The sequence below is a fragment of the Streptomyces sp. A3M-1-3 genome (assembly GCF_024213665.1).
In the GTDB taxonomy this organism is placed as follows: domain Bacteria; phylum Actinomycetota; class Actinomycetes; order Streptomycetales; family Streptomycetaceae; genus Streptomyces.
In genome coordinates this window covers 53,233-75,542 of the sequence record NZ_JANAVP010000034.1, presented here as the reverse complement: position 1 = coordinate 75,542, position 22,310 = coordinate 53,233, and the positions used below count along the sequence as shown (strand labels likewise).

The window sequence follows — 22,310 nt, the reverse complement described above, 5'->3', positions numbered from 1 at the left end:
CGTCACCCGTCATAACGCAGGCAGGGGACCACCGGGTTCCACGCGCGCCCCACGTACGTGGAAAAGAGGGTGACGCGGCCGCGGCGACACGGGATCATGGGACACATGTCCGGGCCCTACGTCATCCGCGGTTCTGTCTCCCTTCCGGAGGCAGAGCTCCTGTGGCGTTTCTCCCGGTCGTCCGGCCCCGGCGGACAGCACGTCAACACCAGTGACACGCAGGTGGAGCTCCGCTTCGACCTGGCCAACACCGAAGCGCTGCCGCCGGTCTGGAAGGAGCGCGCCCTGGAGCGCCTCGCGCCCCGGCTTGTGGGCGGGGTCGTGTCGGTGCGGGCCTCCGAGCACCGGTCCCAGTGGCGCAACCGTGAGATGGCCGCCGTCCGGCTCGCCTCGCTGCTCGCGGAGGCGACCGCGCCGCCGCCGAAGCCGCGCCGCGCGACGAAGATCCCCCGGGGTATCAACGAGCGCCGGCTGCGCAACAAGAAGCAGCGCAGCGAGACCAAGCGCGGCCGCACCGGCCAGGGCTGGTCGTAACCCCGGCCCCGCGCCCCGCTCAGCCCAGGTGCCGGTACCGCCCCCGGAAGTACGTCAGGGGTCCGCTGTCCGCATCGGGCAGGTCCGCCGCCAGTACCCGGCCGATGACCAGGGTGTGGTCCCCGGCCTCCACCCGCTGCTCGGTCCGGCACTCCAGGGCGGCGAGCGCGCCGGTCACCAGCGGGGCGCCGCTCTCCTTGCCCCGTACGAACGGGATGTCCGCGAACAGCAGGCGGTCGCTGATCCGCCCCTTCATCGCGAACCGGCCGGCCACCTGCCGCTGGTTCTCGGAGAGTAGCGAGGCCGCCCACAGCGGCTGTTCCGCCAGCAGGTCGTCCATCCGTGAGCCGTTGCGCACACTGACCAGCACCAGGGGCGGGTCCAGCGACACCGACATGAAGGCGGTCGCCGTCATACCGACGTCCTCGCCGCGCGGCCCGTCGTCGGGATCGTGCGCGGTCACCAGGACCACACCCGCGGCCAGCCGGGACATGGCGGCGCGGAACTCGTCGTTGCTCACCCCCTCAGGATGGGGGACGGATTCCGGGCTCGGCACCGGTGTGGCGGCAGGGGTCGTCTTCAGCACGTCTGGAACGCTAGTCTCGTGCGCCCCGCGGGCGCATCGGGCCCTGGACCCAGCCTCGGCCTAGGTCCAGCGACCGAAACCGCCGTTGAGATTTGCGTACAAGAAAGCTATGGAGCGCTCCCACGGGACCCCTCCTACCCCTCCAACCCTTCATCACCTGATGTGACTTGAGTCACAGAGTGCAAGATTTGTTGACCCTGTGTACCGGCGGAACAGCTCACTGTGATTCAGTGGCGGAGACACTGCAGCAAGAGCGCCGATCAGAATCCTGGAGTTGCTGTCGAGGTCTCGGGGAGAGCGAGCAATGGAGACCGAGTCGGAGCCGTACGTCCGTCTTGCGACCCTGCGGCAGCTGCACCAGGTAGTCGCGGACCTCAACACGGCCCGGAGTCTGGCAGACACGCTGCAGACCGTCGCGGACGGCATCGTCGCCGGGCTCGGCTATGAGCTGGCGTGTGTCAATCTCGTGCGCCCCGACGGGGATCTCGTCGTCGCCGCCTTCGCGGGCAACGCCGCCGCCGAAGCGCTGATCACCGGCCGGGTCGGCTCCCGCGCCTCCTGGGAACGTCGGCTCTCCATGGGCGAGGCATGGGACGGCCTGCGCTTCATCCCGCACACCGAGGGCTGGGTCCTGCTGGATGACGACGTCCCGCAGTGGCACACCGAGGGCCCCGACCCCCGTTTCGAGGACGAGTGGCACCCCGAGGACCGGCTCTACGCCCCGATGTACGCGTCCGGCGGCGAGCTTCTCGGCGTGATCTCGGTCGACCGGCCGCGCAACGGCCGCCGCCCCGGCGCGTGGGGGCGTGAGGCGCTCCAGATGTACGCGTTCCAGGCCGCCATTGCGATCAGCAACGCGCGCCTGAGAGCAAACATGCAGCGCGCGCTGGTCCGCCTGGAGCGCGAACAGCAGGCGCTGCGCGCCAGTGAGGAATCCTTCCGGCAGGCCTTCGAGTACGCGCCGAGCGGCATGGCCATCGCCGAGATGGGCGGCGACCAGCACGGCCGGCTGCTGCGTACCAACGACGCCCTCTGCCGACTGCTGGGGCGCCCCGCCTCGGTGATGCGCCGCTACGCCTTCTCCGACCTGGTCCACCCCGAGGACATCGGCACCCTGCTTCGGACCTCCGCCGAGGGCGGCCGGGCCGAGCTCAGACTCGGCCGGCGCGACGGTACGTACGTATGGGTCTCGCTGCGCAACTCCGTCGTCGCCGACGCCGCCGACGGGCCGCGCTTCCTCCTCACCCACGTCGAGGACATCGAGGAGCGCAAGCGCCACGAACTGCAGCTCGCCCACCGGGCCAGCCACGACTCCCTCACCGGCCTGCCCAACAGCGCCGAGCTGCGCGCCCGCCTCGGCGCCCGGCTGTGCCGGCGGCCGCAGTCGGTGCGGGCGACGGCGGTGGAGGCGCTGGACGCGGCGTACGAGACGGGTGGCGAGGCGCGTATCCACGCCGACGAGCACGGCTTCCGGGCCGGCGGGCTCGACTTCTCCGGCGGGCCGGACCCGGGTTTGTACGACCACCATGTGCACACGGTCGCCCCGGCGACCGACATCGACGACGACACCAAGGGGCTCGCGGTCCTCTTCTGTGACCTGGACGGCTTCAAGTCGATCAATGACCGCTTCGGGCACCACACGGGTGACGCGGTTCTCATCGAGGTCGCGCGCCGCCTGACCACCGGCGTCCGAGACGGCGACACGGTCGCCCGGCTCGGCGGCGACGAGTTCGTGGTACTCGCCGACGGGCTCGGCGCGGCGGACGCCGCCGATCTCGCGGTGCGGCTGCGGAACGCGATCATCCCGCCGATCCGCGTCGACGGCCGGGCCGTCCGGGTGGGGGCCAGCTTCGGCATCGGCTGGGCCAGCTGCGGGATGTCGGCGGAAGAGGTACTGCAATCCGCGGACCAGCGGATGTATATCGAGAAGCGGTCCCGCTCCAAGGCCCACCGGAGGGCCGGTTAGCACGTGCGCCAGGTCACTGCCAACCCGGGGAGGCATCCATTCGGGGTAGGCTCGCCCGCGTCCGGCGACATGTTGAGGAGTGACCAGGGATGACGCCCGCGAACAACGGCGCAGGCACGCCCGAGGACGACGATCCGTTCGGCTACCTGTATGCGGACGGCCAGGCGGCCGGTGCCACCCCGCCCAGCTCGGGCGGCTACGGCTACCCGGGTCCGGCATCGGGCGGCGCGGCACAGCCCGGCGTCCCCAGAACGTCGTACAACCACGTCCGTACGGTCGGCGACCGTACGTACGGCGGCGCCCGCGCCCAGGTCCCGCCGCAGGCCCAGTACCAGGCCCCCGAGGCGCTGCGGGCCGAGGGCTACGCTCCTCAGCCGCCCACCACCCAGAACCAGCCGGTTCCCGGAAACTCCGGTGGCCGCGGCCGTGGCTCGGGCGGTCCGAACACGAAGGGCCTGCTGATCGGCGCGGTCGCGGTGGTCGCGGCGGTCGTGATCGGCATCGGCATCGCCCTGGCATCGGGCGACGACGACCCCAAGGACAAGCCCCAGGCGGGCAACTCGGGCGGCAACACGGCCCCCCAGAGCCCCAACCCGGAGCCGAGCAAGTCGGAGGAGAAGCCGCCGGAACTCCCGAAGACGGACGCGACTGGCCCGGGCCTGGTCCTGGCGGGCGGCGCGGCGGCGGAATCGACGGTCCCCGGCGCGAAGTCGGCGGGCGGCTCTTACGTGGGCGGCTTCAACCAGGTGGGCGCGTCGGTGACGTGGACGGTGGATGTTACGGAGGCCGGTGCGTACCGCGTGTACCTGCGCTACGGCACTCCCGGCGAAGACGCCACGTCCACCCTCTCCGCCAATGGGAAGGCGAACACCTCCCCGCTCAACATGGAGAACTTCGGTGACACACCGAAGGGCGACTGGGAGAAGGGCTGGAAGACCACCTGGGGGCAGGTGAACCTGAACAAGGGCACCAACACCATCAAGATCTCCTGCGAGCAGGGCAATCAGTGCAACGCCGCCCTCGACCAGCTCTGGATCACCGGCGCGAACGGCTGATCCCACCAGGACCTACCACCGCCCCGGTCTCGCTCCGCGAGCCGGGGCGGATGCGTTTACGCCGCCCGTACGTGCTCCGTCACCGTTACCCGGGGGAGCAGGGACTCGTACGTCTCGGCGTCGAACTCGCCTGCCACCGGGGCCAGTACCGTCGCCGCCGACAGGGCTACCGCCCTCGTCAGGCGGGTTGGCCAGTCCAGCCCCTCCGCCGGCGCCGACAGCAGGCCCGCCACCGCCGAGTCGCCCGCTCCTGTGGGGTTGCCCTTGAGGCCGTGGGGCAGGGTGGCCTGCCAGGTGCCCTGGGGGGTGGCCGCCAGGAGGCCGTCCCGGCCCAGGGAGGCGACCACCGTGTGGGCGCCCCGGCGGCGGGCGTCCTGCGTGGCGCGCAACGGGTCGCGGGAGCCGGTGAGTTCGGCGAGTTCGCCGGCGTTCGGCTTGATCAGGTCCGGGCGGGCCGCGATGCCCCGGCGCAGGGGTTCGCCGCTGGTGTCGAGGAGTACGGGGACGCCGGCGGCGCGGGCCCTGCGGACCAGGTCCGCGTACGCGCCGACGTGGATGCCCGGCGGCAGGCTGCCGCACAGGGCGACCGCTTGGCAGGTGGGCAGCAGAGTGGCGTACGTCGCCAGGAAGTCCGCCCACTCGGTCGAAGTGATCAGCTGGCCCGGCTCGTTGAGCTGGGTCGTGTCGCCCGAGGCGTCGTCGACCACGGCTATCGTCCGGCGGGTTGTTCCCGTGACCGGGACCAGCGCATCGGTCACCCGGCAGGACGCCAGCAGGTCACGCAGGATGATGCCCGTCGTGCCGCCCGCGAAGCCGGTCACCGTGACCTCGTGGCCGAGCGCTGCAAGCACCCGGGCCACGTTCAGGCCCTTGCCGCCGGGGCGTTCGACGACTTCCGTCACACGGTGCGAGGCGTGCGGGGTGAGGCGGGGGACCCGGTAGGTCAGGTCCAGGGCGGTGTTGAGTGTGACCGTCAGGATCACCTGCCGACACCTCCCGGCTGATTAATGAGAACTTGCCTGCCCATCGGGGGCGATCATGCCAAAGGAGGAGACGGTTGGCCCAGACCTCCGGGCCGGCCGGCCGGCCGCCCTGGCTTGAACGGTTGCCCAATCAGCCCAGTTGGGGATCGATCACCCATTCGCCCTTGCGCATCACGCCGACGAGCGAGAAGTCCGAGTCCAGGACGACCAGGTCGGCGTCCTTGCCCGGCTCCAGCGAGCCGACCTTGTCGTACACGCCGAGCAGCCGCGCCGGATTGGCCGAGATGGACTGGACGACCGCCTCCACCGGCAGCTTGTCGATCGTCACCGCGCGCTTGAACGCCGTGTCCAGGGTCAGTGTCGAGCCGGCGATCGAGCCGCCCTCGGCCAGCCGCGCGACGCCCTCCTTGACCTCGACCGCCAGCGGGCCGAGCAGATATGTGCCGTCGCCGAAGCCGGCCGCGTCCATCGCGTCCGTGATCAGGGCGACGCGGGCCGGACCGGCGTGGTGGAAGGCCAGTTCCAGTGCGGCCGGGTGCAGGTGCGTGCCGTCGTTGATCAGCTCGACGGTGACCCGCTCGTCCTCCAGCAGGGCGGCGATCGGGCCGGGCGAGCGGTGCCCGAGCGCGGGCATCGCGTTGAACAGGTGCGTCGCGACGGTCGCGCCCGCCTCGATGGCCTCCACCGTCTGCTCGTACGTCGCGTCGGTGTGCCCGACCGCGGCGATCACCCCGTGCTCGGCGAGCAGCCGTACGGAGTCGATGCCGCCCGGCAGTTCGGTGGCGAGGGTGAACATCTTCGCCGTACCGTGCGCCGCGTCCATCAGCTTTCTGACCTCGGCCGGGTCCGGATCGCGCAGCAGGTCCTCGCTGTGCGCGCCCTTGCGGCACGCCGAGATGAACGGCCCCTCGAAGTGCACGCCCGCCAGGTCGCCCTGCTGGACCAGTTCGGCGAGCAGCGCGGCCCGCCTCGCCAGCACGTCCAGGTCGCCGGTGACCGTGGACGCCACCAGGGTGGTGGTGCCGTGCTCGCGGTGCGTACGGACGCCCTTGAGGACGTCCTCCGGCGTACCGGAGGTGAAGGAGGCGCCGCCGCCGCCGTGGTTGTGCATGTCGACGAAGCCGGGAACCACCCAGTGGCCGGTCAGGTCGAGCGAGGGCACGCCGTCGGGGGCGCTGCCCGCGATGGTGCTTCCCTCGACGATCACCCGCCCGCCGTAGACGGTCCCGGTGGGCAGTACCACCCGGGCGCCGGAGAGAACGGTGATTCCTGCGCGTCCGGCCATCAGGCGGTTACCTCCGTGGAAAGTAGATCCCAGGCGAGCAGCCCTGCGCCCAGGCATCCGGCGGTGTCCCCGAGGGCCGCCGGGACGATGTCGGGCAGCCGCTGGAACGTCACGCGTTCCCGCACGGCGGCCCGCAGTGGCGTGAACAACGTTTCCCCGGCCTCGGCCAGGCCGCCACCGATGATCAGCATGCGCGGGTCCAGCAGGGTGAGCGCGGTGACCAGGCCGTCGGCGAGCGCGCCGACCGCGTCCGCCCAGACCGTGACGGCCCGGGTGTCCCCGGACTCGACGGCCTTGGCGCAGTCCGCCGCGTCGGCCTCCGGGTCACCGCTCGCGGCGGCCCAGGCGCGGGTCACGGCGGACGCCGAGGCCAGCGTCTCCAGGCAGCCGCGCTGCCCGCAGCCGCACGCGGGGCCGCCGGGCCGTACGACGACGTGGCCGATCTCCCCGGCGTAGCCGTGGGCGCCGGCCTCGATCTGTCCGGCGATGCCGATCGCCCCGGCGATCCCGGTGCCCAGCGGTACGAACAGGAACCGGTCTGCGCCCCGGCCCGCGCCGATGCGGCCCTCGGCGAGGCCGCCCGTACGGACGTCGTGGCCGAGCGCGACGGGTACGCCCTGGAGCCGGGCGCTGAGCAGCTGCCGCAGGGGCACGTCCCGCCAGCCGAGGTTGGCGGCGTACACCGCGATGCCGTTCGCGGCGTCGACGATGCCCGGCACGGCGACCCCGGCGGCCGCGGCGCACTCGCCGTACCGCTCCCGGCCGAGGGCGCGCAGCTCTTCGGCGAAGCCGAGGATCGACTCCACGACGGCCCCCGGCCCGCGCTCGCGGCCGGTCGCCCGCCGCGCCTCGTGCAGCAGTGTGCCGTCCGCGCCGACCAGGGCGGCCTTCATCCCGGTGCCGCCCACATCGAGGGCGATGACGTGTCTCACGAAGACAGTCTCGCGCGCTGACCCGGGAAAGGTCTAGTCCACTGCTCCGTGAGTGATTCAGGAATGCGGGTGTTGCAGAAGTGATATGGGACTGGTGTAGACCTCAGGTGGTCGCCTGGGTGAAGATGCCAGTTCACAATCGCAGGTCGTCACGGGGGATGACTGACAAATTTAAGGGTGGGGTCGCGCTGTGCAGCGTCGTTTCTTGGGTCTGACAGCGGTAGTGGCCGCACTCGGCATAACGGCGACGCTGACCGGCTGCGGCAGCCTCGGCAGCTCCGACGAGGTGACCCTCAGGGTGGTCGCGGCGGACTACGGGGACAACCCCGGCAACAGTTCCACGTCGTACTGGAACAACCTCGCCAAGACCTTCGAGGACGAGAACCCCGGCATCAAGGTCGATGTCAGCGTCTACTCCTGGGAGGACGTGGACGCCGAGGTCGCCGCGATGGACAAGGCCGGCCAGGCACCGGACATCGCGCAGATCGGCGCGTACGCCGACTACGCCGCCGACGACAAGCTCTACAGCGCGGACGAGCTGCTCTCCGTCGCCACCCAGGCCGACTTCCTGCGGCCGCTCTCCGAGGCCGGCCAGGTGAGGCGCGTGCAGTACGGCATGCCGTTCGTCGCCAGCACCCGGCTGCTCTTCTACAACACGGAGCTGTTCGACGAGGCCGGCATCAAGAGCCCGCCGACGACCTGGGACGAGCTGCAGCGCGCCGCCAGGAAGCTCCGGAGTGTCGCGAAGTACCCGTTCGCGCTGCCGCTGGGCAACGAAGAGGCCCAGGCCGAGACCATGATGTGGCTGCTCAGCGGGGGCGGCGGCTACACCGACTTGGACGACGCGTACACGATCGACTCCCCCGAGAACATCAAGACGCTCACCTGGCTGAAGAACGACCTCGTCGGCGAGGACCTCACCGGACCGGTGGCCCCCGGGAAGCTCAACCGGCAGGAGGCGTTCGACGCGTTCTCGCGTGGCGAGGTCGGCATGCTCAACGGCCACCCGACGCTGATGAAGCAGGCCGAGGCGAAGGGCGTGAAGTTCGCCATGGTGCCGATGCCCGGCGCCCAGGGCAACGAGCAGGCGGCGGTGGGCGTCGCCGACTGGATCATGGCGTTCAAGAACAACGGCCACCGGGTGGAGGCCGGCAAGTTCCTCGACTTCGTCTACGCGGAGCAGAACGTCACGAAGTTCACCAGCCAGTACGGTCTGCTGCCCGTCACCACGAGCGGCTCGCGCGCGATGGCGGAGACCCCCGGCAACGACGAACTGAAGAAGTTCCTTCAGGCCCTGCCGACTTCGAGGCTCTACCCGGTGGGCAAGAAGTCCTGGGCGAAGGTCAGCGAGAACGTCAAGCTGCGGATCGGCAAGGCGGTCACGCCCAACGGCAGCCCGGAGAGCGTCCTGACCCAGATCAGCCAGGAGGCGGAGGCGGCGGAGAGCGCGGAGTAGCGCCGAACAGCGCGAGCGCCGCAGATTATGTTGGTCATATGACTGACGACGGCCGCGAGGATGCCCCTGACGACCCGGCCCCGCTCTCCGCGCGCGACCGGGCCGTGCTCGCCGTGGAGCACCGCTCGTGGCCCGGTCCCGGCGCCAAGGAGCGGGCGATCAGGGAGCAGCTGGGCATCTCGCCGACCCGCTACTACCAGTTGCTCAACGCCCTGCTCGACGATCCGCGGGCGCTGGCCCACGACCCGGTGACGGTCAACCGCCTCCGCCGTATCAGGGCCGCCCAGCGCGAGCGCCGCTGACGGAAACCGGCGGAACGGATTCGGGACCGCGGACCCGCCCGCCGCCGGTAGGGTCATACACATGGGCAGCCAACCGCACACCCTGCCGACGCCGGTCACCGCTGCCGGGCGGGAGGGGCTCGAAGCACTGCTGCGTAAGCCGCGGCGTACCGTCATCGCCCTCGACTTCGACGGCACGCTCGCCGACATCGTCCCCGACCCTGAACAGGCCCGCGCCCACCCCGGCGCGGTCCCGGCCATCGCGGCGCTCGCGCCGCGCGTCGGGTCGGTCGCGGTCATCACGGGGCGCCCGGCGGGCGTAGCCGTACGGTACGGGGGCTTCGCCGGCGTACCGGGCCTCGAACACCTCGTGGTCCTCGGGCACTACGGCGCCGAACGCTGGGACGCCGTCAGCGGTACGGTGCACGCCCCCGCCCCGCACCCCGGCGTGGCCGCGGCGCGGGCCGAGCTGCCCGGCTTCCTGGAGTCCATCGGCGCGTGGCGGGGCACCTGGATCGAGGAGAAGGGCCAGGCGGTCGCGGTCCACACCCGCCGCGCGTCCGACCCGCAGGCGGCGTTCGAGGCCCTGCGGGAGCCCCTCGCGGCCCTCGCCAACCGCCACGGCCTGATCCTGGAACCGGGCCGCGCGGTCCTCGAACTGCGCCCCCCGGGCATGGACAAGGGCGTGGCGCTCGCCGAGTACGTGCGCGAGGTGGACGCGGAGGCCGTCCTGTACGCGGGCGACGACCTGGGCGACCTGGCCGCGTTCGCGGCGGTCGAGAAGCTCCGCTCGGACGGCGTACCGGGCCTGCTGGTCTGCAGCGGCGCGGAAGTCCCCGAACTGGCCGAGCGCGCCGACCTCGTGCTCCCGGGCCCCGAATCGGTCGCGGCCTTCCTGTCGGCCCTCGCAGAAGCGACAGACGGCGTCTAGGGGCCCCTAGGGGGCAGATATTGATGGTGTGACGGAAGGGCCTCCGGGGACGGGGAGTCTCGTGCGGACGCAGTAGTCCCAGCAGGCAGGTACTGCATTGGCACTAGGGCCGATTCCCTGCAGGGGGACGACGACCCGGTGCCTGGTCGGCAGGGAGGCTGGAGGCTACGTCCCGCGCCCGGCCGCGCCGACGGCCACTCGGTGGATCCGGGGGTTGGCAACGGTCGGTCCTGATCCGACTGGAGCTCCTCTTCCGTGGCCACATTCCTTCACCGGCTCGGCCGGCTGACCTTCCGGAAGCGGCGACTCGTCGCTCTGCTCTGGGTGGCGGTGCTGGCCGCGGTCGGCTTCGGCGCCGTCATGGCACCTGCCGCGCCCGACGACGGATTCTCCGTGCCCGGCACGGAGTCGCAGCAGGCGTTCGACCTGATGGACGAGCGCTACCCAGGCGGCTCGGCGGACGGCGCCTCCGCCCGACTGGTGTTCGCAGCACCCGACGGCCAGAAGGTCACCGCCACCGACCACAAGGCGACGATCGAGAACACCCTGGGTGATCTGACCGCCACGGCGCAGGTCACGTCGGTCACGGACCCGTTCAAGGCCGGCGGAGTGAGCAAGGACGGCGCGACCGCCTACGCCACCGTCACGTACGACGCCGCCCCGACGGACCTGACCGAATCGACCAAAGCGCAGCTCGACGACGCGATACAGGAGGGCCGTGACGGCGGGCTGACGGTGGAGGTCGGCGGTACCGCGGTCAAGGAGACCCCGGAGGCGGCGCCTGCCGGGGAACTGATCGGTGTCGCTGTCGCGGCCGTCGTCCTGGTCATCACCTTCGGCTCGCTGGCGGCCGCGGGACTTCCGCTGCTGACGGCTTTCATCGGGGTGGGTATCGGCGTGGCGGGGATCGCTGCGCTGGGCAGCACGCTCGGTCTGTCGAGCACCACCAGCACGCTGGCCATGATGATCGGCCTTGCCGTGGGCATCGACTACGCGCTGTTCATCGTCTCCCGTTACCGCACCGAGCGTGCGGCGGGCAGGGATCCCGAGGAAGCGGCCGGACGCGCCGTCGGCACCGCCGGCTCGGCCGTGGTGTTCGCGGGCCTGACCGTACTGATCGCTCTCGCCGGGCTGTCGGTCGTCGGCGTACCCATGCTGACCAAGATGGGCCTCGCGGCGGCGGCCACGGTCTTCATCGCCGTGCTGGTCGCGCTGACGCTGGTGCCAGCCCTGCTGGGCTTCTTCGGACGCAAGGTGCTGCCCCGTGCCGCCCGCCGGGGCCGGTCGGACCGGCCCGGGTCCGACGCCGCGTCCTCCCGCAGGCAGGGCCTCGGAGTCCGCTGGGCGCGGTTCGTGCTGCGCCGGCCCATCGCGGTGCTGCTGTTCAGCGTGGTGGGTCTGGGTGTCGTCGCCGTTCCGGCGATGGACCTGAAGCTGGCGCTGCCCGGCGATGAGGCGCAGCCCGTCTCGACGACGCAGCGCCGCGCGTACGACCTGCTGTCGGAAGGCTTCGGCCCCGGCTTCAACGGTCCGCTGACCATCCTTGTCGACGCCAAGGGCGCCGACGATGCCAAGGCGTCGGCCGAGCAGGTCGCGCGGACGGTCGCCGACACCGACGGCGTCGTCACGGTCTCTCCCCCGCGCTTCAACGAGGCGGGCGACACCGCGATGCTCCAGGCGGTGCCCTCCACAGGACCCAGCACCACGGAGACCAAGGAGCTGGTGCACGACATCCGCGAGGAAGCGCAGGGGCTCAAGTCCGAAACCGGCGCGCAGGTTCTGGTGACCGGGACGACGGCGATCAACATCGACACCTCGCAGAAACTCACCGACGCGCTGGTGCCGTATCTCGCGGTCGTGGTCGGTCTGGCGGTCCTGCTGCTGATGGTGGTGTTCCGGTCGGTGCTCGTGCCGGTCAAGGCGGCGCTGGGCTTCCTGCTCTCCGTGCTGGCCGGGCTAGGTGTCATCGTCGCGGTCTTCCAGTGGGGGTGGCTGGCCGACCTCTTCGGGGTGCAGCAGACCGGTCCGGTGATGTCGATGATGCCGATCTTCATGATCGGCGTGGTCTTCGGTCTCGCCATGGACTACGAGGTCTTCCTCGTCACCCGGATGCGGGAGGCATACGTCCACGGCGCGTCGCCCGGTGAGGCCGTCGTCAGCGGCTTCCGACACAGCTCACGGGTGGTGGCGGCGGCTGCGTTCATCATGATCGCGGTCTTCGCCGGCTTCATCGGGATGCCCGATGCGATGCTGAAGATGATGGGCCTCGGTCTGGCCTCCGCGGTGGCCTTCGACGCCTTCGTGGTCCGCATGGCGATCGTCCCGGCCGTGCTTGCCCTGCTCGGCCGCAAGGCATGGTGGCTTCCGGGCCGGCTGGAGAGGATTCTGCCCAATGTCGACGTCGAGGGTGAGCAGCTGACCAAGGCGGCGAAGACGGAGACCGACCGTGGGACCGACGGCGGGCCGGACGGCGGGCTGGACGACGGGACGGGCTCCAGGCAGCCGGCACCCGCCTCGGTCTGATCACGTTCCAGGTGCGTACGACGGCACCGCGGACGACCGTGGGAGTGTGCACCCCTGCCCCACAAGGACTCGGAACATGGTGGGAATGACCGGTTTCTGGCCACACGGGAGGCGTCCCGGCAAGCGACTGGCGGGCTGGATGACCGCGCTGGTGCTGTGCGCGATCACGCTGCTCGGGGGTGTGCTGGGAGCAGGTGGCATCCCGTCGCCGCGGGGCTCCGCGGCGACGGTCGGGATCGCGGTCGCGGTGGTGTCCGGGGCGGTGGCGGCGGCGCACGACCGGCTGCCCCGGACGGTCACCGCCGTGACCGCCGGCTGCGGTGCCCTGGCCGTGGCGCTCGGGCTGCGAGCCAACCCGCTCCTGCTGAGTCCGGTGATGTTCTCGCTCTTCTGGCTCGCGGTACGCACCGACCGGCGCACCACGCGCAACGCCTCCTTCGGCGCGGCGGCACTGCTCACGGGCGCCGCGGTCGTCTTCGGCCCGGGCTCGTGGCTGGAGCCGGAGAAGGCGGCGGTCCTGGCCTGGACACTGCTTCCCGGTGCTGCCGGAGACGCGGTCCACTCGCGCCGTGCGTACCTGGCGGCCATGGAGGAACGCGCAGAACGTGCCGAGCGGACGCGGGAGGAGGAGGCTCGACGGCGGGTCGCGGAGGAACGCGTACGCATCGCCCGGGACCTGCACGACGTGGTCGCCCATCACATCGCTCTCGCCAACGCGCAGGCCGGCGTCGCCGTACATCTGATGTCCAAGCGTCCCGACCAGGCCCTCGCGGTGCTGCGGCAGATCACCGACACCACTGGTTCCGCCTTGCAGGAGCTGAAGGCCACAGTCGGGCTGCTGCGGCAGGCCGACGACGCGGAGGCCCCGCTCGAACCCGCTCCGGGACTGGCCCAACTCCCCACCCTGATAGAGGCATTCGGCCACGCCGGGTTGGAGGTGGCGATCCGTCGCGAGGGCGAGGAGCAGCCCGTCTCGCCCGGCGTGGACCTGACGGCGTACCGCATAGTGCAGGAGGCCCTCACCAACGTGACCAAGCACGCCCACACGCGGGCGGCCTGCGTCACCCTTCGGTACACCGGATCCCGCCTGGTGATCACCGTGGAGGACAACGGCAGCCCGCAGACCCGACGGCCGGACAGCGCGCCGGGATACGGACTGCTGGGCATGCGGGAACGGGCAGCGGCGGTCGGCGGCCTGCTGCTGGCGGGCCGGCGTCCCGAGGGGGGGTTCCGGGTGTCCACCGAGCTCCCGTTGCGAACCGGTGACCGTGACCGTGACGGGGCCACTGACCGTGACGGAGACCGGGACCGGGACCGGGACCGGGACAGCGGAGAAGGAAGCCCGCAGTGACGATTCGGGTGCTGCTCGCCGACGACCAGGCCCTGCTGCGGGCCACGTTCAGGCTGCTTGTCGACTCCGCCGACGACATGGAGGTCGTCGCAGAGGCCGCCGACGGCCGCGAGGCGGTCGAACGGGTCCGCGCCGCGCGCCCCGATGTCGTGATCATGGACATCCGCATGCCCGGAATGGACGGCATCGCCGCCACGGCTGCCATCTGCGGTGACGACGATCTCGCGGGCACTCGGGTGCTGATCCTCACGACCTTCGAGATGGACGCGTACGTGGCAGAGGCCCTGCGGGCGGGCGCGAGTGGATTTCTGGGCAAGGGCATCGGCGCGGACGCTCTCCTGGCGGCCGTGCGCACTGTTGCCGCAGGCGATGCGTTGCTCTCCCCCACGGCCACCCGAGCGCTGATCAGCCAGTTCCTCGCCCAGCCAGGCCCTCCCGCGGACGGCGCTGCCGCAGCGCTCGACGTACTGACCACTCGCGAACGTGAGGTGACGGTCCTCGTCGCGGCAGGGCTGTCGAACGACGAAATCGCCCAGAGCCTGTTCGTCAGCCCCTTCACCGTCAGGACGCACGTCCATCGGTCCATGGCGAAGCTGCACGCCCGCGACCGGGCTCAACTGGTGGTCATCGCTTACCAGACCGGCCTGGTCCAGCCCAGGTCCGCGTGAACGCCCGCAGGCCCACGAGCTAGGCCGTCAGGGCGTTGAGCTGGTCCAGGAACCACTGCTGGGGCGGGAGGGCCGTTGCTGCCGCCGCCAGGCGCTTGGTGCGTTCCGCTCGCTCGCCCGGCGGCATCGTCAGTGCCTCGTGCAGCGCCTCCGCCGTGCCCAGGACGTCGTACGGGTTGACGACGATCGCCTCCTCTCCCAGCTCCTCGTACGCCCCCGCCTCCCGCGACAGCACCAGCGCGCAGCCCTCGTCCGAGACGACCGGGACCTCCTTCGCGACCAGGTTCATGCCGTCGCGGATCGGGTTGACCAGGGCCACGTCCGCCAGCCGGTACGCGGCCAGGGAGCGGGCGAAGTCGTCCTTGACGTGGAGGATCACCGGGGTCCAGCCCTCCGTGCCGTACTCCGCGTTGATCTCGTCCGTCAGGCGCTGGACCTCCGCCGTGTACTCGCGGTACACCGCCAGGTCCTGGCGTGACGGGTATGCGAAGGCGACGTGCACCACCCGTTCCCGCCACTCCGGGCGGTCCGCCAGCAGCTGCCGGTAGGCCAGCAGCCCGCGCACGATGTTCTTCGACAGCTCGGTCCGGTCGACGCGGACGACGGTCTTGCGGCCGGGACCGATCTGCTCGCGCAGCGCCGCCATCCGCTCGTTCACATCCGGCCGGTGCGCGCGCTCGCGCAGGAAGTCGGCGTCCGCGCCGAGCCCGTGGACATTGATCCACGTCTTGTGCGCCGCCCGCCCCGGCGCGAACGACACCAGGCTGGGTGTGTCGTCCTTCGGCCACTGGGTCAGGCAGTCCGCGCCGAGCACTTGCTGGGCGCAACCCATGAACGCCTGCGCCCACCGGTGGGTGAGGAACGCAGCCCGGTCCGCGCCCAGGATGCCGAGGAGCAGCTTCTCGGCGATGTCGTCGGGCAGCATCCGGTAGTACGAAACCGGCGCCCACGGCGTGTGCGAGAAGTGGCCGATCCGCAGGTCGGGGCGGCGCTCGCGGAGCATCCCGGGCACCAGCGCGAGGTGGTAGTCCTGCACCAATACGGCCGCGCCCTCCGCGGCCTCGTCGGCGAGCGCGTCGGCGAAGGCCGTGTTGTACAGCTCGTAAGACGCCCACTGCGCCCGGAACTCCGCCCCGAACGACGGCTCAAGCGGAGTCTGGTAGAGCAGATGGTGGACAAACCAGAGCGTGGAGTTGGCGACGCCGTTGTACGCGGCGGCGAAGATGTCCGGGTCGATGTCCAGCATCCGGACGCGCTGTCCACCGGTGTCCGCCGGGTCGAGGTCCCCGCCGGTGCGCCTCGCGGCCTCCCGGTCGCCGTCCCCGAGGGCCGCGCAGACCCACACCGCCTCCGTCTCCGGACCGATGGAGGAAAGGCCGGAGACCAGCCCGCCGCCGCCACGCCGGGCGGTGAGCGCGCCGTCCTCGCCGAGCGCGTACGACACCGGGCCGCGGTTGGACGCGACAAGGACCTGGGCACCGAGCTGGGAAGCCATGACGCGAACCTAGCCCGTCACGGAAACGCTCAAACGTACGGAAGGGGACACTTACGCCGCGCTTTCACGCCGACCCCTACGCCGCGCGCCGCGCCGCGTACTCGCGAATGTCCAGCATCGGCGGCCGCTCCTCGGTGTCCACCGCGTGCGTACGCGGTACGAACCCGTCCTCGCCCCGCTCGAACTGCGTGAGCGCCGGCCGCACCAGATGCCCGCGCGAGAGGCGGAGTTGGGCGGTCCGGTAGATCGCCGCGGCCATCCGGCCGAGCGCCTGCCCGTCCTGGTGACGGTGGACGCGTACCCCGACGTCTACCTGGGCCAGCGCGTCCAGGCCCACCGTGTGCAGCGAGTCGACGAGCAGCCCGAGCTCCACGCCGTACCCGACCGGGAAGGGCAGCCGCTCCAGCAGCGAGCGCCGGGCCGCGTACTCGCCGCCCAGCGGCTGCACGAACCCGGCCAGCTGGGGCCAGTGGAGGTTCAGCAGGGGCCGCGCCACCAGCTCGGTCACCCGCCCGCCCTGACCGGCGGCGCCGGCCAGCGGCCGGTCGTACATCGCCTTCACGAACTGCACGTCCGGATCGGTGAGCAGCGGCCCGACGATCCCGGACACGAAGTCCGCGGAGAAGTCCTTCAGGTCGGCGTCGACGAAGCAGACGATGTCGCCGCCGGTCACCAGCAGCGAGCGCCACAGCACCTCGCCCTTGCCGGGCACGGCGGGCAGCCGCGGCAGGATCGCGTCGCGGTGTACGACCCGCGCGCCGGCCGCCGCCGCCACCTCCGCCGTACGGTCGGTCGAGCCGGAGTCGACGACCACCAGCTCGTCGACGAGCGGGACGGCCTCCATCAGCTCGCGGCGGATCACGGTGACGATCTCGCCGACCGTGTCCTGCTCATTGAGCGCGGGCAGGACGACACTGACGGTCGTACCGCGCTTGGCGGCGATCAGCCGGTCGAGCGGGCGGTCGGCCGCAGACCAGGAACGCCTGCTCAGCCAGCGTTCCACCTCTTCCAGCACGTGCGCGTCTCCTGAAAACGTGATCCATCTCGCGGTTCGGACGACTATCTCAACCATCCGGGCCTTCGGTTACAGTCTTGAACAACGCGAACGACCGCCGCATGCCGGGGGTCGTTCCGCACACAAACGCCTGGGCCTGTGCCCAGTGCCATACCGCTCATCCAGAGGGGCAGAGGGAAACGGCCCGTTGAAGCCCCGGCAACCCTCCAGCTGGTCTCGACATATCACCGCGAGGCTCCCAGCTAGGGAAGGTGCCAATTCCGTCTCGTGGCGAAGTGCGCCACGGGGAAGATGAGGAGAAAGGGCCTCGCCTCCATGGCTGTGCAGACTGTTGCAAGCAACACCGACTCCGCGAACGTCGCGAACACCGCGAACTCCGCGAGCGCTGTCGACCTCGGGCCCGCTGTAGCCCTCTCCTGCCGCGAATGCGGTGAGCGTTTCGAGCTTGGACCGATCTTCGCCTGCTCGTCCTGTTTCGGGCCGCTCGAAGTGGCGTACGAACTGCCGAGCGGCACTGGGTCATCTCAAGACGTCGAAGCTCTGCGCAAGCAGATCGAGGCCGGACCCGAAACCATCTGGCGCTACGCGCCGCTGCTGCCCGTCCCCGCCGACGTGGCCGGAAAGCCGAACCTCAGCCCCGGCTTCACCAAGCTCGTCAAGGCCGACAACCTCGCCCGCGAACTGGGCGTGACCGGCGGCCTGTACGTCAAGGACGACTCCGGCAACCCGACGCACTCCTTCAAGGACCGTGTCGTCGCCATCGCCGTCGAAGCCGCCCGCGCCTTCGGCTTCACCACCCTGTCCTGCTCCTCCACGGGCAACCTGGCCGGTGCCGTCGGCGCCGCCGCCGCCCGCGCGGGCTTCCGTTCCTGCGTGTTCATCCCGCACGACCTGGAGGCCGGCAAGGTCGTCATGGCAGCGGTGTACGGCGGCGACCTGGTCGGCATCGAGGGCAACTACGACGACGTCAACCGCTTCTGCTCCGAGCTCATCGGCGACCCGCTGGGTGAGGGCTGGGGCTTTGTGAACGTCAACCTTCGCCCGTACTACGGCGAGGGCTCCAAGACCCTGGCGTACGAGATCTGCGAGCAGCTCGGCTGGCAGCTGCCCGACCAGATCGTGATCCCGATCGCCTCCGGCTCGCAGCTCACGAAGATCGACAAGGGTCTGAAGGAGCTCATCGCTCTGGGCCTTGTCGAGGACAAGCCGTACAAGATCTTCGGCGCGCAGGCCGAGGGCTGCTCCCCGGTCTCCGCCGCCTTCAAGGCCGGCCACGACGTGATCCGCCCGGTCAAGCCGGACACCATCGCCAAGTCGCTCGCCATCGGCAACCCGGCCGACGGCCCGTACGTCCTGGACATCGCCCGCCGCACGGGCGGCGCGGTCGAGGACGTCAACGACACGCAGATCGTCGAGGGCATCAAGCTGCTGGCCCGGACGGAGGGCATCTTCGCGGAGACTGCGGGTGGCGTGACCGTCGGCGTCACCAGGAAGCTGATCGAGAACGGTCTGCTCGACCCGGCCCTCACCACCGTCGTCCTCAACACCGGCGACGGCCTGAAGACGCTGGAGGCTGTCGCGCCGACCGCCGGACCGACCGCCACGATCCGCCCCAGCCTGGACGCGTTCCGCGCCGCCGGCCTGGCCTGAGCAGCCCGAGCCCCGACCCCGTACCCCCTGCTTCCCGGAAGGCAGCACCGCATGAGCGTCAGTGTCCGTATCCCGACCATCCTCCGTACCTACACGGGCGGTAAGGCCGAGGTCCCGGCGGAGGGCACGACCCTCGCCGAGGTCATCGAGTCCCTGGAGAAGAACCACCCGGGCATCGCCGCGCGCGTGCTGGACGACCAGGGCAAGCTGCGCCGCTTTGTGAACGTGTACGTCAACGACGACGACGTCCGCTTCGAGGGCGGCCTCGCGACGGCGACCCCCGACGGGGCCGGCGTCTCGATCATCCCGGCCGTCGCCGGAGGCTGATCGCACCTCAGCTCGCACCTCGGCGTTACCCGAATTGCCCTCTCCGCCATAGCAGCGGAGGGGGCAATTCTGCATGGTTGAGCGCGGTAGGGTTGGGGAAGTCCCCTGCGCGGTTCATGCCATGTGCATATGAGAACGCGTCAGGGTGAGGTCAAAGTGTGTGCGGCTCTTGTGACATAGGTTCCCCTATGTCCAGCCCGACTTGCCCTGGAATCCAGGGAATTCGCCACGTTTATGCGTTCAGTCGCGCTCAGAATTCTCGTCGGATTGACCTGTTGCAGACAGCGCATGTGCGGATACATTCAGCCGCGGTCGACGCGTTACGGCGAGGTCAGACCCGGGTCCGCGAAGTGCGGGTCTGTGCAAGGGCCAGTAATAGGGGAGTTAGGCATGGCTCAGGGCACCGTCAAGTGGTTCAACGCGGAGAAGGGGTACGGCTTCATCGCGGTCGACGGTGGTGCGGATGTTTTCGTCCACTACAGCGCGATCCAGATGGACGGCTACCGCACCCTGGAAGAAGGTCAGCGAGTCGAGTTCGAGATCTCGCAGGGCCAGAAGGGGCCGCAGGCGGACATGGTCAAGCTCGCCGTCTGATCTCGGCGCGATCGGCCACCGACGCACTCACGCCGAGGGGCCCGTATCCCATCAGGGGTGCGGGCCCCTCGTGCGTCCGCGCACCGGGACTCCTCCGGAGTCGCTTGCACTCGCAGGGGTCGAGTGCTAATCATTGGCGTTAGCACTCTCCCAGTGAGAGTGACAAGAAGGACCGGGTCGGTGAGGCCCGCAGGCCCGGCGGGGCAAGGATCCGTCAGGCAGGCTGGCCGTCCGTCGCGGGCGCCACGCGGTCCGGAGCAATCCACCCCAGTCCGGGAGGACCACTTCACATGGCCAAGATCATCGCGTTCGACGAGGAGGCACGGCGCGGTCTCGAGCGCGGGATGAACCAGCTCGCCGACGCCGTCAAGGTCACCCTTGGCCCCAAGGGCCGCAACGTCGTCCTCGAGAAGAAGTGGGGCGCCCCCACGATCACCAACGATGGTGTTTCCATCGCCAAGGAGATCGAGCTCGAGGACCCGTACGAGAAGATCGGCGCCGAGCTGGTCAAGGAAGTCGCCAAGAAGACGGACGACGTCGCCGGTGACGGTACGACCACCGCGACCGTCCTCGCCCAGGCGCTCGTCCGCGAGGGCCTGCGCAACGTCGCCGCCGGCGCCAACCCGATGGCCCTCAAGCGCGGCATCGAGAAGGCCGTCGAGGCCGTCTCCGGTGCTCTGCTGGAGCAGGCCAAGGACGTGGAGACCAAGGAGCAGATCGCTTCGACCGCCTCCATCTCCGCCGCCGACACCCAGATCGGCGAGCTCATCGCCGAGGCGATGGACAAGGTCGGCAAGGAAGGCGTCATCACCGTCGAGGAGTCCCAGACCTTCGGTCTGGAGCTTGAGCTCACCGAGGGCATGCGCTTCGACAAGGGCTACATCTCGGCGTACTTCGCCACCGACATGGAGCGCATGGAGTCGTCGCTCGACGACCCGTACATCCTGATCGTCAACTCGAAGATCGGCTCGGTCAAGGACCTGCTGCCGCTCCTCGAGAAGGTCATGCAGTCCGGCAAGCCGCTGCTGATCATCGCCGAGGACGTCGAGGGCGAGGCCCTGTCGACCCTGGTCGTCAACAAGATCCGCGGCACCTTCAAGTCCGTCGCCGTCAAGGCCCCGGGCTTCGGCGACCGCCGCAAGGCGATGCTGAACGACATCGCCATCCTCACCGGTGGCACGGTCATCTCCGAGGAGGTCGGTCTCAAGCTCGAGAACGCCGGCCTGGAGCTGCTCGGCCGCGCCCGCAAGGTCGTCATCACCAAGGACGAGACGACGATCGTCGACGGTGCCGGTGAGAGCGACCAGGTTGCCGGTCGCGTCAACCAGATCCGCGCCGAGATCGAGAACTCCGACTCGGACTACGACCGCGAGAAGCTCCAGGAGCGCCTCGCGAAGCTGGCCGGCGGCGTGGCCGTCATCAAGGCCGGCGCCGCGACCGAGGTCGAGCTCAAGGAGCGCAAGCACCGCATCGAGGACGCGGTGCGCAACGCCAAGGCCGCCGTCGAGGAGGGCATCGTCGCCGGTGGTGGCGTCGCTCTCATCCAGGCGACCAGCGTCTTCGAGAAGCTTGAGCTCGAGGGCGACGAGGCCACCGGTGCCGCCGCTGTGAAGCTGGCCCTCGAGGCCCCGCTGAAGCAGATCGCGGTCAACGCCGGCCTCGAAGGCGGCGTCGTGGTGGAGAAGGTGCGCAACCTGACGGTCGGTCACGGCCTGAACGCCGCGACCGGCGAGTACGTCGACATGATCGCCGAGGGCATCATCGACCCGGCGAAGGTCACGCGCTCCGCGCTGCAGAACGCGGCCTCCATCGCCGCGCTCTTCCTCACCACCGAGGCGGTCATCGCCGACAAGCCCGAGAAGGCCGGTGCCTCCGCGGGCGGCGGCATGCCGGGCGGTGACATGGACTTCTGATCAACCTGATGGTTGATCGCCGGTCCTGAGCACGTACGCAGGGGCTGCACCCTCCTCCCAGGGGGTGCAGCCCCTGTGGCGTTCAGCGGGATCTGTCACGCCCCGGCTTACGGAAGCAGAGTGAACGGCAGCGGCCGCTTGGGGCGTCACGACACTGAAGTGACGGCGGTCAAGGGTGGCGATGGCGTCGGCACCCAGGCGCTCGGCAATGGCGACGACCGAGGCGTCGGTCGCGCCGAGCGGGAAGTCCGCATACGTCTCGACGAGTTCGGCCATTCTGTCGACATCGGCACGGCTCAGCGGGATCAGGCTGATCTGTCCGGCGCTGATCGACCGCAGGAACGCGGCTTCCGCGCGCGTGCCCTTCTCGCGCTCAAGCAGGTAGCACACCTCGGTGAGGACGGGATACGGCACGAGGAGGGGGCGAGGGGTGCGGCGCATCAGTTCGACGCAGCGTGCGTGGTCCTTGTCATCCGCATCCGCGGCGGCGACGAGCGGACCGGTGTCCCAGACGATCACTCGGGCGGGCGTCCCATCTCGTCGCGAAGGATCTCACTCGACCTGGCAGCCAGGTCCCCCTTGCCGCTCGACAGAGCGCCAACGAAGTCGGGCAGGGGCCATTCGTCTCCGCCGTCCTCAGCCAGAGTGCTCTCCCGCACGATGGCGAGTATCGGTGCCACCTGCGCCTCAGGCAGCCGGTCGATGAGTTCATGCAGTTCATCCCGCAAAGTGCTCATGCCTCCAAGCGTACGGACATCCGGGCAG

Annotated in this window: 21 protein-coding genes and 1 riboswitch; of the genes, 13 read left to right on the top strand and 8 right to left on the bottom strand. The window is 70.4% G+C overall.

Going from position 1 to position 22,310, the window contains the following annotated elements; translation table 11 throughout:
- Positions 1 to 96: 96 nt before the first annotated feature.
- Entirely contained in the window at positions 97 to 534 is a 438-nt protein-coding gene (gene arfB, locus NLX86_RS29450) for an alternative ribosome rescue aminoacyl-tRNA hydrolase ArfB (protein WP_254374844.1), read from the top strand.
- Between the two features lie 19 nt (positions 535 to 553).
- On the opposite strand, the gene NLX86_RS29445 is transcribed toward arfB, so the two are convergent.
- On the bottom strand, positions 554 to 1,120 hold the full coding sequence (locus NLX86_RS29445; protein ID WP_254374843.1) for a flavin reductase family protein: 567 nt from the start codon (positions 1,118 to 1,120) through the stop codon (positions 554 to 556).
- Between the two features lie 304 nt (positions 1,121 to 1,424).
- On the opposite strand from NLX86_RS29445, the gene cdgB reads away from it, so the two are divergent.
- Positions 1,425 to 3,086, top strand: a complete 1,662-nt coding sequence (cdgB, locus tag NLX86_RS29440; RefSeq protein ID WP_254374842.1) for a diguanylate cyclase CdgB — start codon at positions 1,425 to 1,427, stop codon at positions 3,084 to 3,086.
- Positions 3,087 to 3,175: 89 nt separating this feature from the next.
- Entirely contained in the window at positions 3,176 to 4,141 is a 966-nt protein-coding gene (locus tag NLX86_RS29435) for a CBM35 domain-containing protein (RefSeq protein ID WP_254374841.1), read from the top strand.
- Positions 4,142 to 4,197: 56 nt separating this feature from the next.
- On the opposite strand, the gene NLX86_RS29430 is transcribed toward NLX86_RS29435, so the two are convergent.
- The 3 genes from NLX86_RS29430 to NLX86_RS29420 all read right to left on the bottom strand — a co-directional run bounded on the left by NLX86_RS29430 (position 4,198) and on the right by NLX86_RS29420 (position 7,341).
- On the bottom strand, positions 4,198 to 5,124 hold the full coding sequence (locus tag NLX86_RS29430) for a 1-phosphofructokinase family hexose kinase (protein WP_254374840.1): 927 nt from the start codon (positions 5,122 to 5,124) through the stop codon (positions 4,198 to 4,200).
- A gap of 130 nt (positions 5,125 to 5,254) precedes the next feature.
- The gene (gene nagA / locus NLX86_RS29425) at positions 5,255 to 6,409 is read right to left on the bottom strand and encodes an N-acetylglucosamine-6-phosphate deacetylase (protein WP_254374839.1); all 1,155 of its coding nucleotides are present in this window, start codon (positions 6,407 to 6,409) and stop codon (positions 5,255 to 5,257) included.
- Positions 6,409 to 7,341 (bottom strand): ROK family protein, encoded by a 933-nt coding sequence (locus tag NLX86_RS29420; RefSeq protein WP_254374838.1) that lies wholly within the window; start codon positions 7,339 to 7,341, stop codon positions 6,409 to 6,411. The genes nagA and NLX86_RS29420 overlap by 1 nt, the downstream gene beginning before the upstream one ends.
- 205 nt (positions 7,342 to 7,546) lie before the next feature.
- Here NLX86_RS29420 and NLX86_RS29415 point away from each other — a divergent pair, with 205 nt between their 5' ends.
- From NLX86_RS29415 to NLX86_RS29390, 6 genes are all read left to right on the top strand, one after another.
- On the top strand, positions 7,547 to 8,797 hold the full coding sequence (locus NLX86_RS29415) for an extracellular solute-binding protein (RefSeq protein ID WP_374213990.1): 1,251 nt from the start codon (positions 7,547 to 7,549) through the stop codon (positions 8,795 to 8,797).
- 38 nt (positions 8,798 to 8,835) lie between these two features.
- Positions 8,836 to 9,099 carry a DUF3263 domain-containing protein gene (locus tag NLX86_RS29410; protein ID WP_254374837.1) on the top strand — a complete coding sequence of 88 codons (264 nt, stop codon included), beginning with the start codon at positions 8,836 to 8,838 and terminating at the stop codon, positions 9,097 to 9,099.
- A gap of 61 nt (positions 9,100 to 9,160) precedes the next feature.
- Complete coding sequence (gene otsB / locus NLX86_RS29405) at positions 9,161 to 10,009, top strand: trehalose-phosphatase (protein ID WP_254374836.1); 849 nt, start codon at positions 9,161 to 9,163, stop codon at positions 10,007 to 10,009.
- 255 nt (positions 10,010 to 10,264) lie between these two features.
- Positions 10,265 to 12,532 (top strand): MMPL family transporter, encoded by a 2,268-nt coding sequence (locus tag NLX86_RS29400; RefSeq protein WP_254374835.1) that lies wholly within the window; start codon positions 10,265 to 10,267, stop codon positions 12,530 to 12,532.
- 76 nt (positions 12,533 to 12,608) lie between these two features.
- A complete protein-coding gene (locus NLX86_RS29395; RefSeq protein WP_254374834.1) occupies positions 12,609 to 13,883 on the top strand; it encodes a sensor histidine kinase in 1,275 nt (424 codons plus the stop codon).
- Positions 13,880 to 14,551: a response regulator transcription factor gene (locus tag NLX86_RS29390; RefSeq protein ID WP_254374833.1), complete on the top strand. Its 672-nt coding sequence runs from the start codon at positions 13,880 to 13,882 to the stop codon at positions 14,549 to 14,551. Before NLX86_RS29395 ends, NLX86_RS29390 begins: the two co-directional genes overlap by 4 nt.
- A gap of 19 nt (positions 14,552 to 14,570) precedes the next feature.
- Here the strand turns inward: NLX86_RS29390 and NLX86_RS29385 are convergent, their stop codons facing one another.
- Together NLX86_RS29385 and NLX86_RS29380 are read right to left on the bottom strand one after the other, a co-directional pair.
- Positions 14,571 to 16,046 carry a trehalose-6-phosphate synthase gene (locus NLX86_RS29385; RefSeq protein ID WP_254374832.1) on the bottom strand — a complete coding sequence of 492 codons (1,476 nt, stop codon included), beginning with the start codon at positions 16,044 to 16,046 and terminating at the stop codon, positions 14,571 to 14,573.
- 76 nt (positions 16,047 to 16,122) lie between these two features.
- Positions 16,123 to 17,061 carry a glucosyl-3-phosphoglycerate synthase gene (locus tag NLX86_RS29380; protein ID WP_254374831.1) on the bottom strand — a complete coding sequence of 313 codons (939 nt, stop codon included), beginning with the start codon at positions 17,059 to 17,061 and terminating at the stop codon, positions 16,123 to 16,125.
- Between the two features lie 154 nt (positions 17,062 to 17,215).
- Positions 17,216 to 17,359: riboswitch (SAM riboswitch) on the top strand.
- Positions 17,360 to 17,376: 17 nt separating this feature from the next.
- On the opposite strand from NLX86_RS29380, the gene thrC reads away from it, so the two are divergent.
- From thrC to groL, 4 genes are all read left to right on the top strand, one after another.
- Entirely contained in the window at positions 17,377 to 18,711 is a 1,335-nt protein-coding gene (thrC, locus tag NLX86_RS29375; RefSeq protein WP_254374830.1) for a threonine synthase, read from the top strand.
- Between the two features lie 51 nt (positions 18,712 to 18,762).
- Entirely contained in the window at positions 18,763 to 19,038 is a 276-nt protein-coding gene (locus NLX86_RS29370; protein WP_254374829.1) for a MoaD/ThiS family protein, read from the top strand.
- 390 nt (positions 19,039 to 19,428) lie between these two features.
- Complete coding sequence (locus NLX86_RS29365; RefSeq protein ID WP_005315736.1) at positions 19,429 to 19,632, top strand: cold-shock protein; 204 nt, start codon at positions 19,429 to 19,431, stop codon at positions 19,630 to 19,632.
- Positions 19,633 to 19,922: 290 nt separating this feature from the next.
- Complete coding sequence (gene groL / locus NLX86_RS29360) at positions 19,923 to 21,545, top strand: chaperonin GroEL (protein WP_254374828.1); 1,623 nt, start codon at positions 19,923 to 19,925, stop codon at positions 21,543 to 21,545.
- On the opposite strand, the gene NLX86_RS29355 is transcribed toward groL, so the two are convergent.
- Both NLX86_RS29355 and NLX86_RS29350 read right to left on the bottom strand, forming a co-directional pair.
- The gene (locus NLX86_RS29355) at positions 21,546 to 22,064 is read right to left on the bottom strand and encodes a PIN domain-containing protein (protein ID WP_254374827.1); all 519 of its coding nucleotides are present in this window, start codon (positions 22,062 to 22,064) and stop codon (positions 21,546 to 21,548) included.
- Positions 22,061 to 22,282, bottom strand: coding sequence for a hypothetical protein (locus NLX86_RS29350; protein WP_254374826.1), 222 nt, complete (start codon positions 22,280 to 22,282; stop codon positions 22,061 to 22,063). Before NLX86_RS29350 ends, NLX86_RS29355 begins: the two co-directional genes overlap by 4 nt.
- Positions 22,283 to 22,310 lie beyond the last annotated feature (28 nt).

Excerpts from the sequence above, each read along its gene's own strand:
- cdgB (WP_254374842.1), top strand. The coding sequence starts at position 1,425 with ATGGAGACCGAGTCGGAGCCGTACGTCCGTCTTGCGACCCTGCGGCAG.
- NLX86_RS29435 (WP_254374841.1), top strand. The coding sequence starts at position 3,176 with ATGACGCCCGCGAACAACGGCGCAGGCACGCCCGAGGACGACGATCCG.
- NLX86_RS29370 (WP_254374829.1), top strand. The coding sequence starts at position 18,763 with ATGAGCGTCAGTGTCCGTATCCCGACCATCCTCCGTACCTACACGGGC.
- NLX86_RS29365 (WP_005315736.1), top strand. The coding sequence starts at position 19,429 with ATGGCTCAGGGCACCGTCAAGTGGTTCAACGCGGAGAAGGGGTACGGC.
- NLX86_RS29385 (WP_254374832.1), bottom strand. The coding sequence starts at position 16,046 with ATGGCTTCCCAGCTCGGTGCCCAGGTCCTTGTCGCGTCCAACCGCGGC.
- NLX86_RS29395 (WP_254374834.1), top strand. The coding sequence starts at position 12,609 with ATGGTGGGAATGACCGGTTTCTGGCCACACGGGAGGCGTCCCGGCAAG.
- otsB (WP_254374836.1), top strand. The coding sequence starts at position 9,161 with ATGGGCAGCCAACCGCACACCCTGCCGACGCCGGTCACCGCTGCCGGG.
- NLX86_RS29410 (WP_254374837.1), top strand. The coding sequence starts at position 8,836 with ATGACTGACGACGGCCGCGAGGATGCCCCTGACGACCCGGCCCCGCTC.
- arfB (WP_254374844.1), top strand. The coding sequence starts at position 97 with ATGGGACACATGTCCGGGCCCTACGTCATCCGCGGTTCTGTCTCCCTT.
- groL (WP_254374828.1), top strand. The coding sequence starts at position 19,923 with ATGGCCAAGATCATCGCGTTCGACGAGGAGGCACGGCGCGGTCTCGAG.
- NLX86_RS29350 (WP_254374826.1), bottom strand. The coding sequence starts at position 22,282 with ATGAGCACTTTGCGGGATGAACTGCATGAACTCATCGACCGGCTGCCT.
- thrC (WP_254374830.1), top strand. The coding sequence starts at position 17,377 with ATGGCTGTGCAGACTGTTGCAAGCAACACCGACTCCGCGAACGTCGCG.
- nagA (WP_254374839.1), bottom strand. The coding sequence starts at position 6,409 with ATGGCCGGACGCGCAGGAATCACCGTTCTCTCCGGCGCCCGGGTGGTA.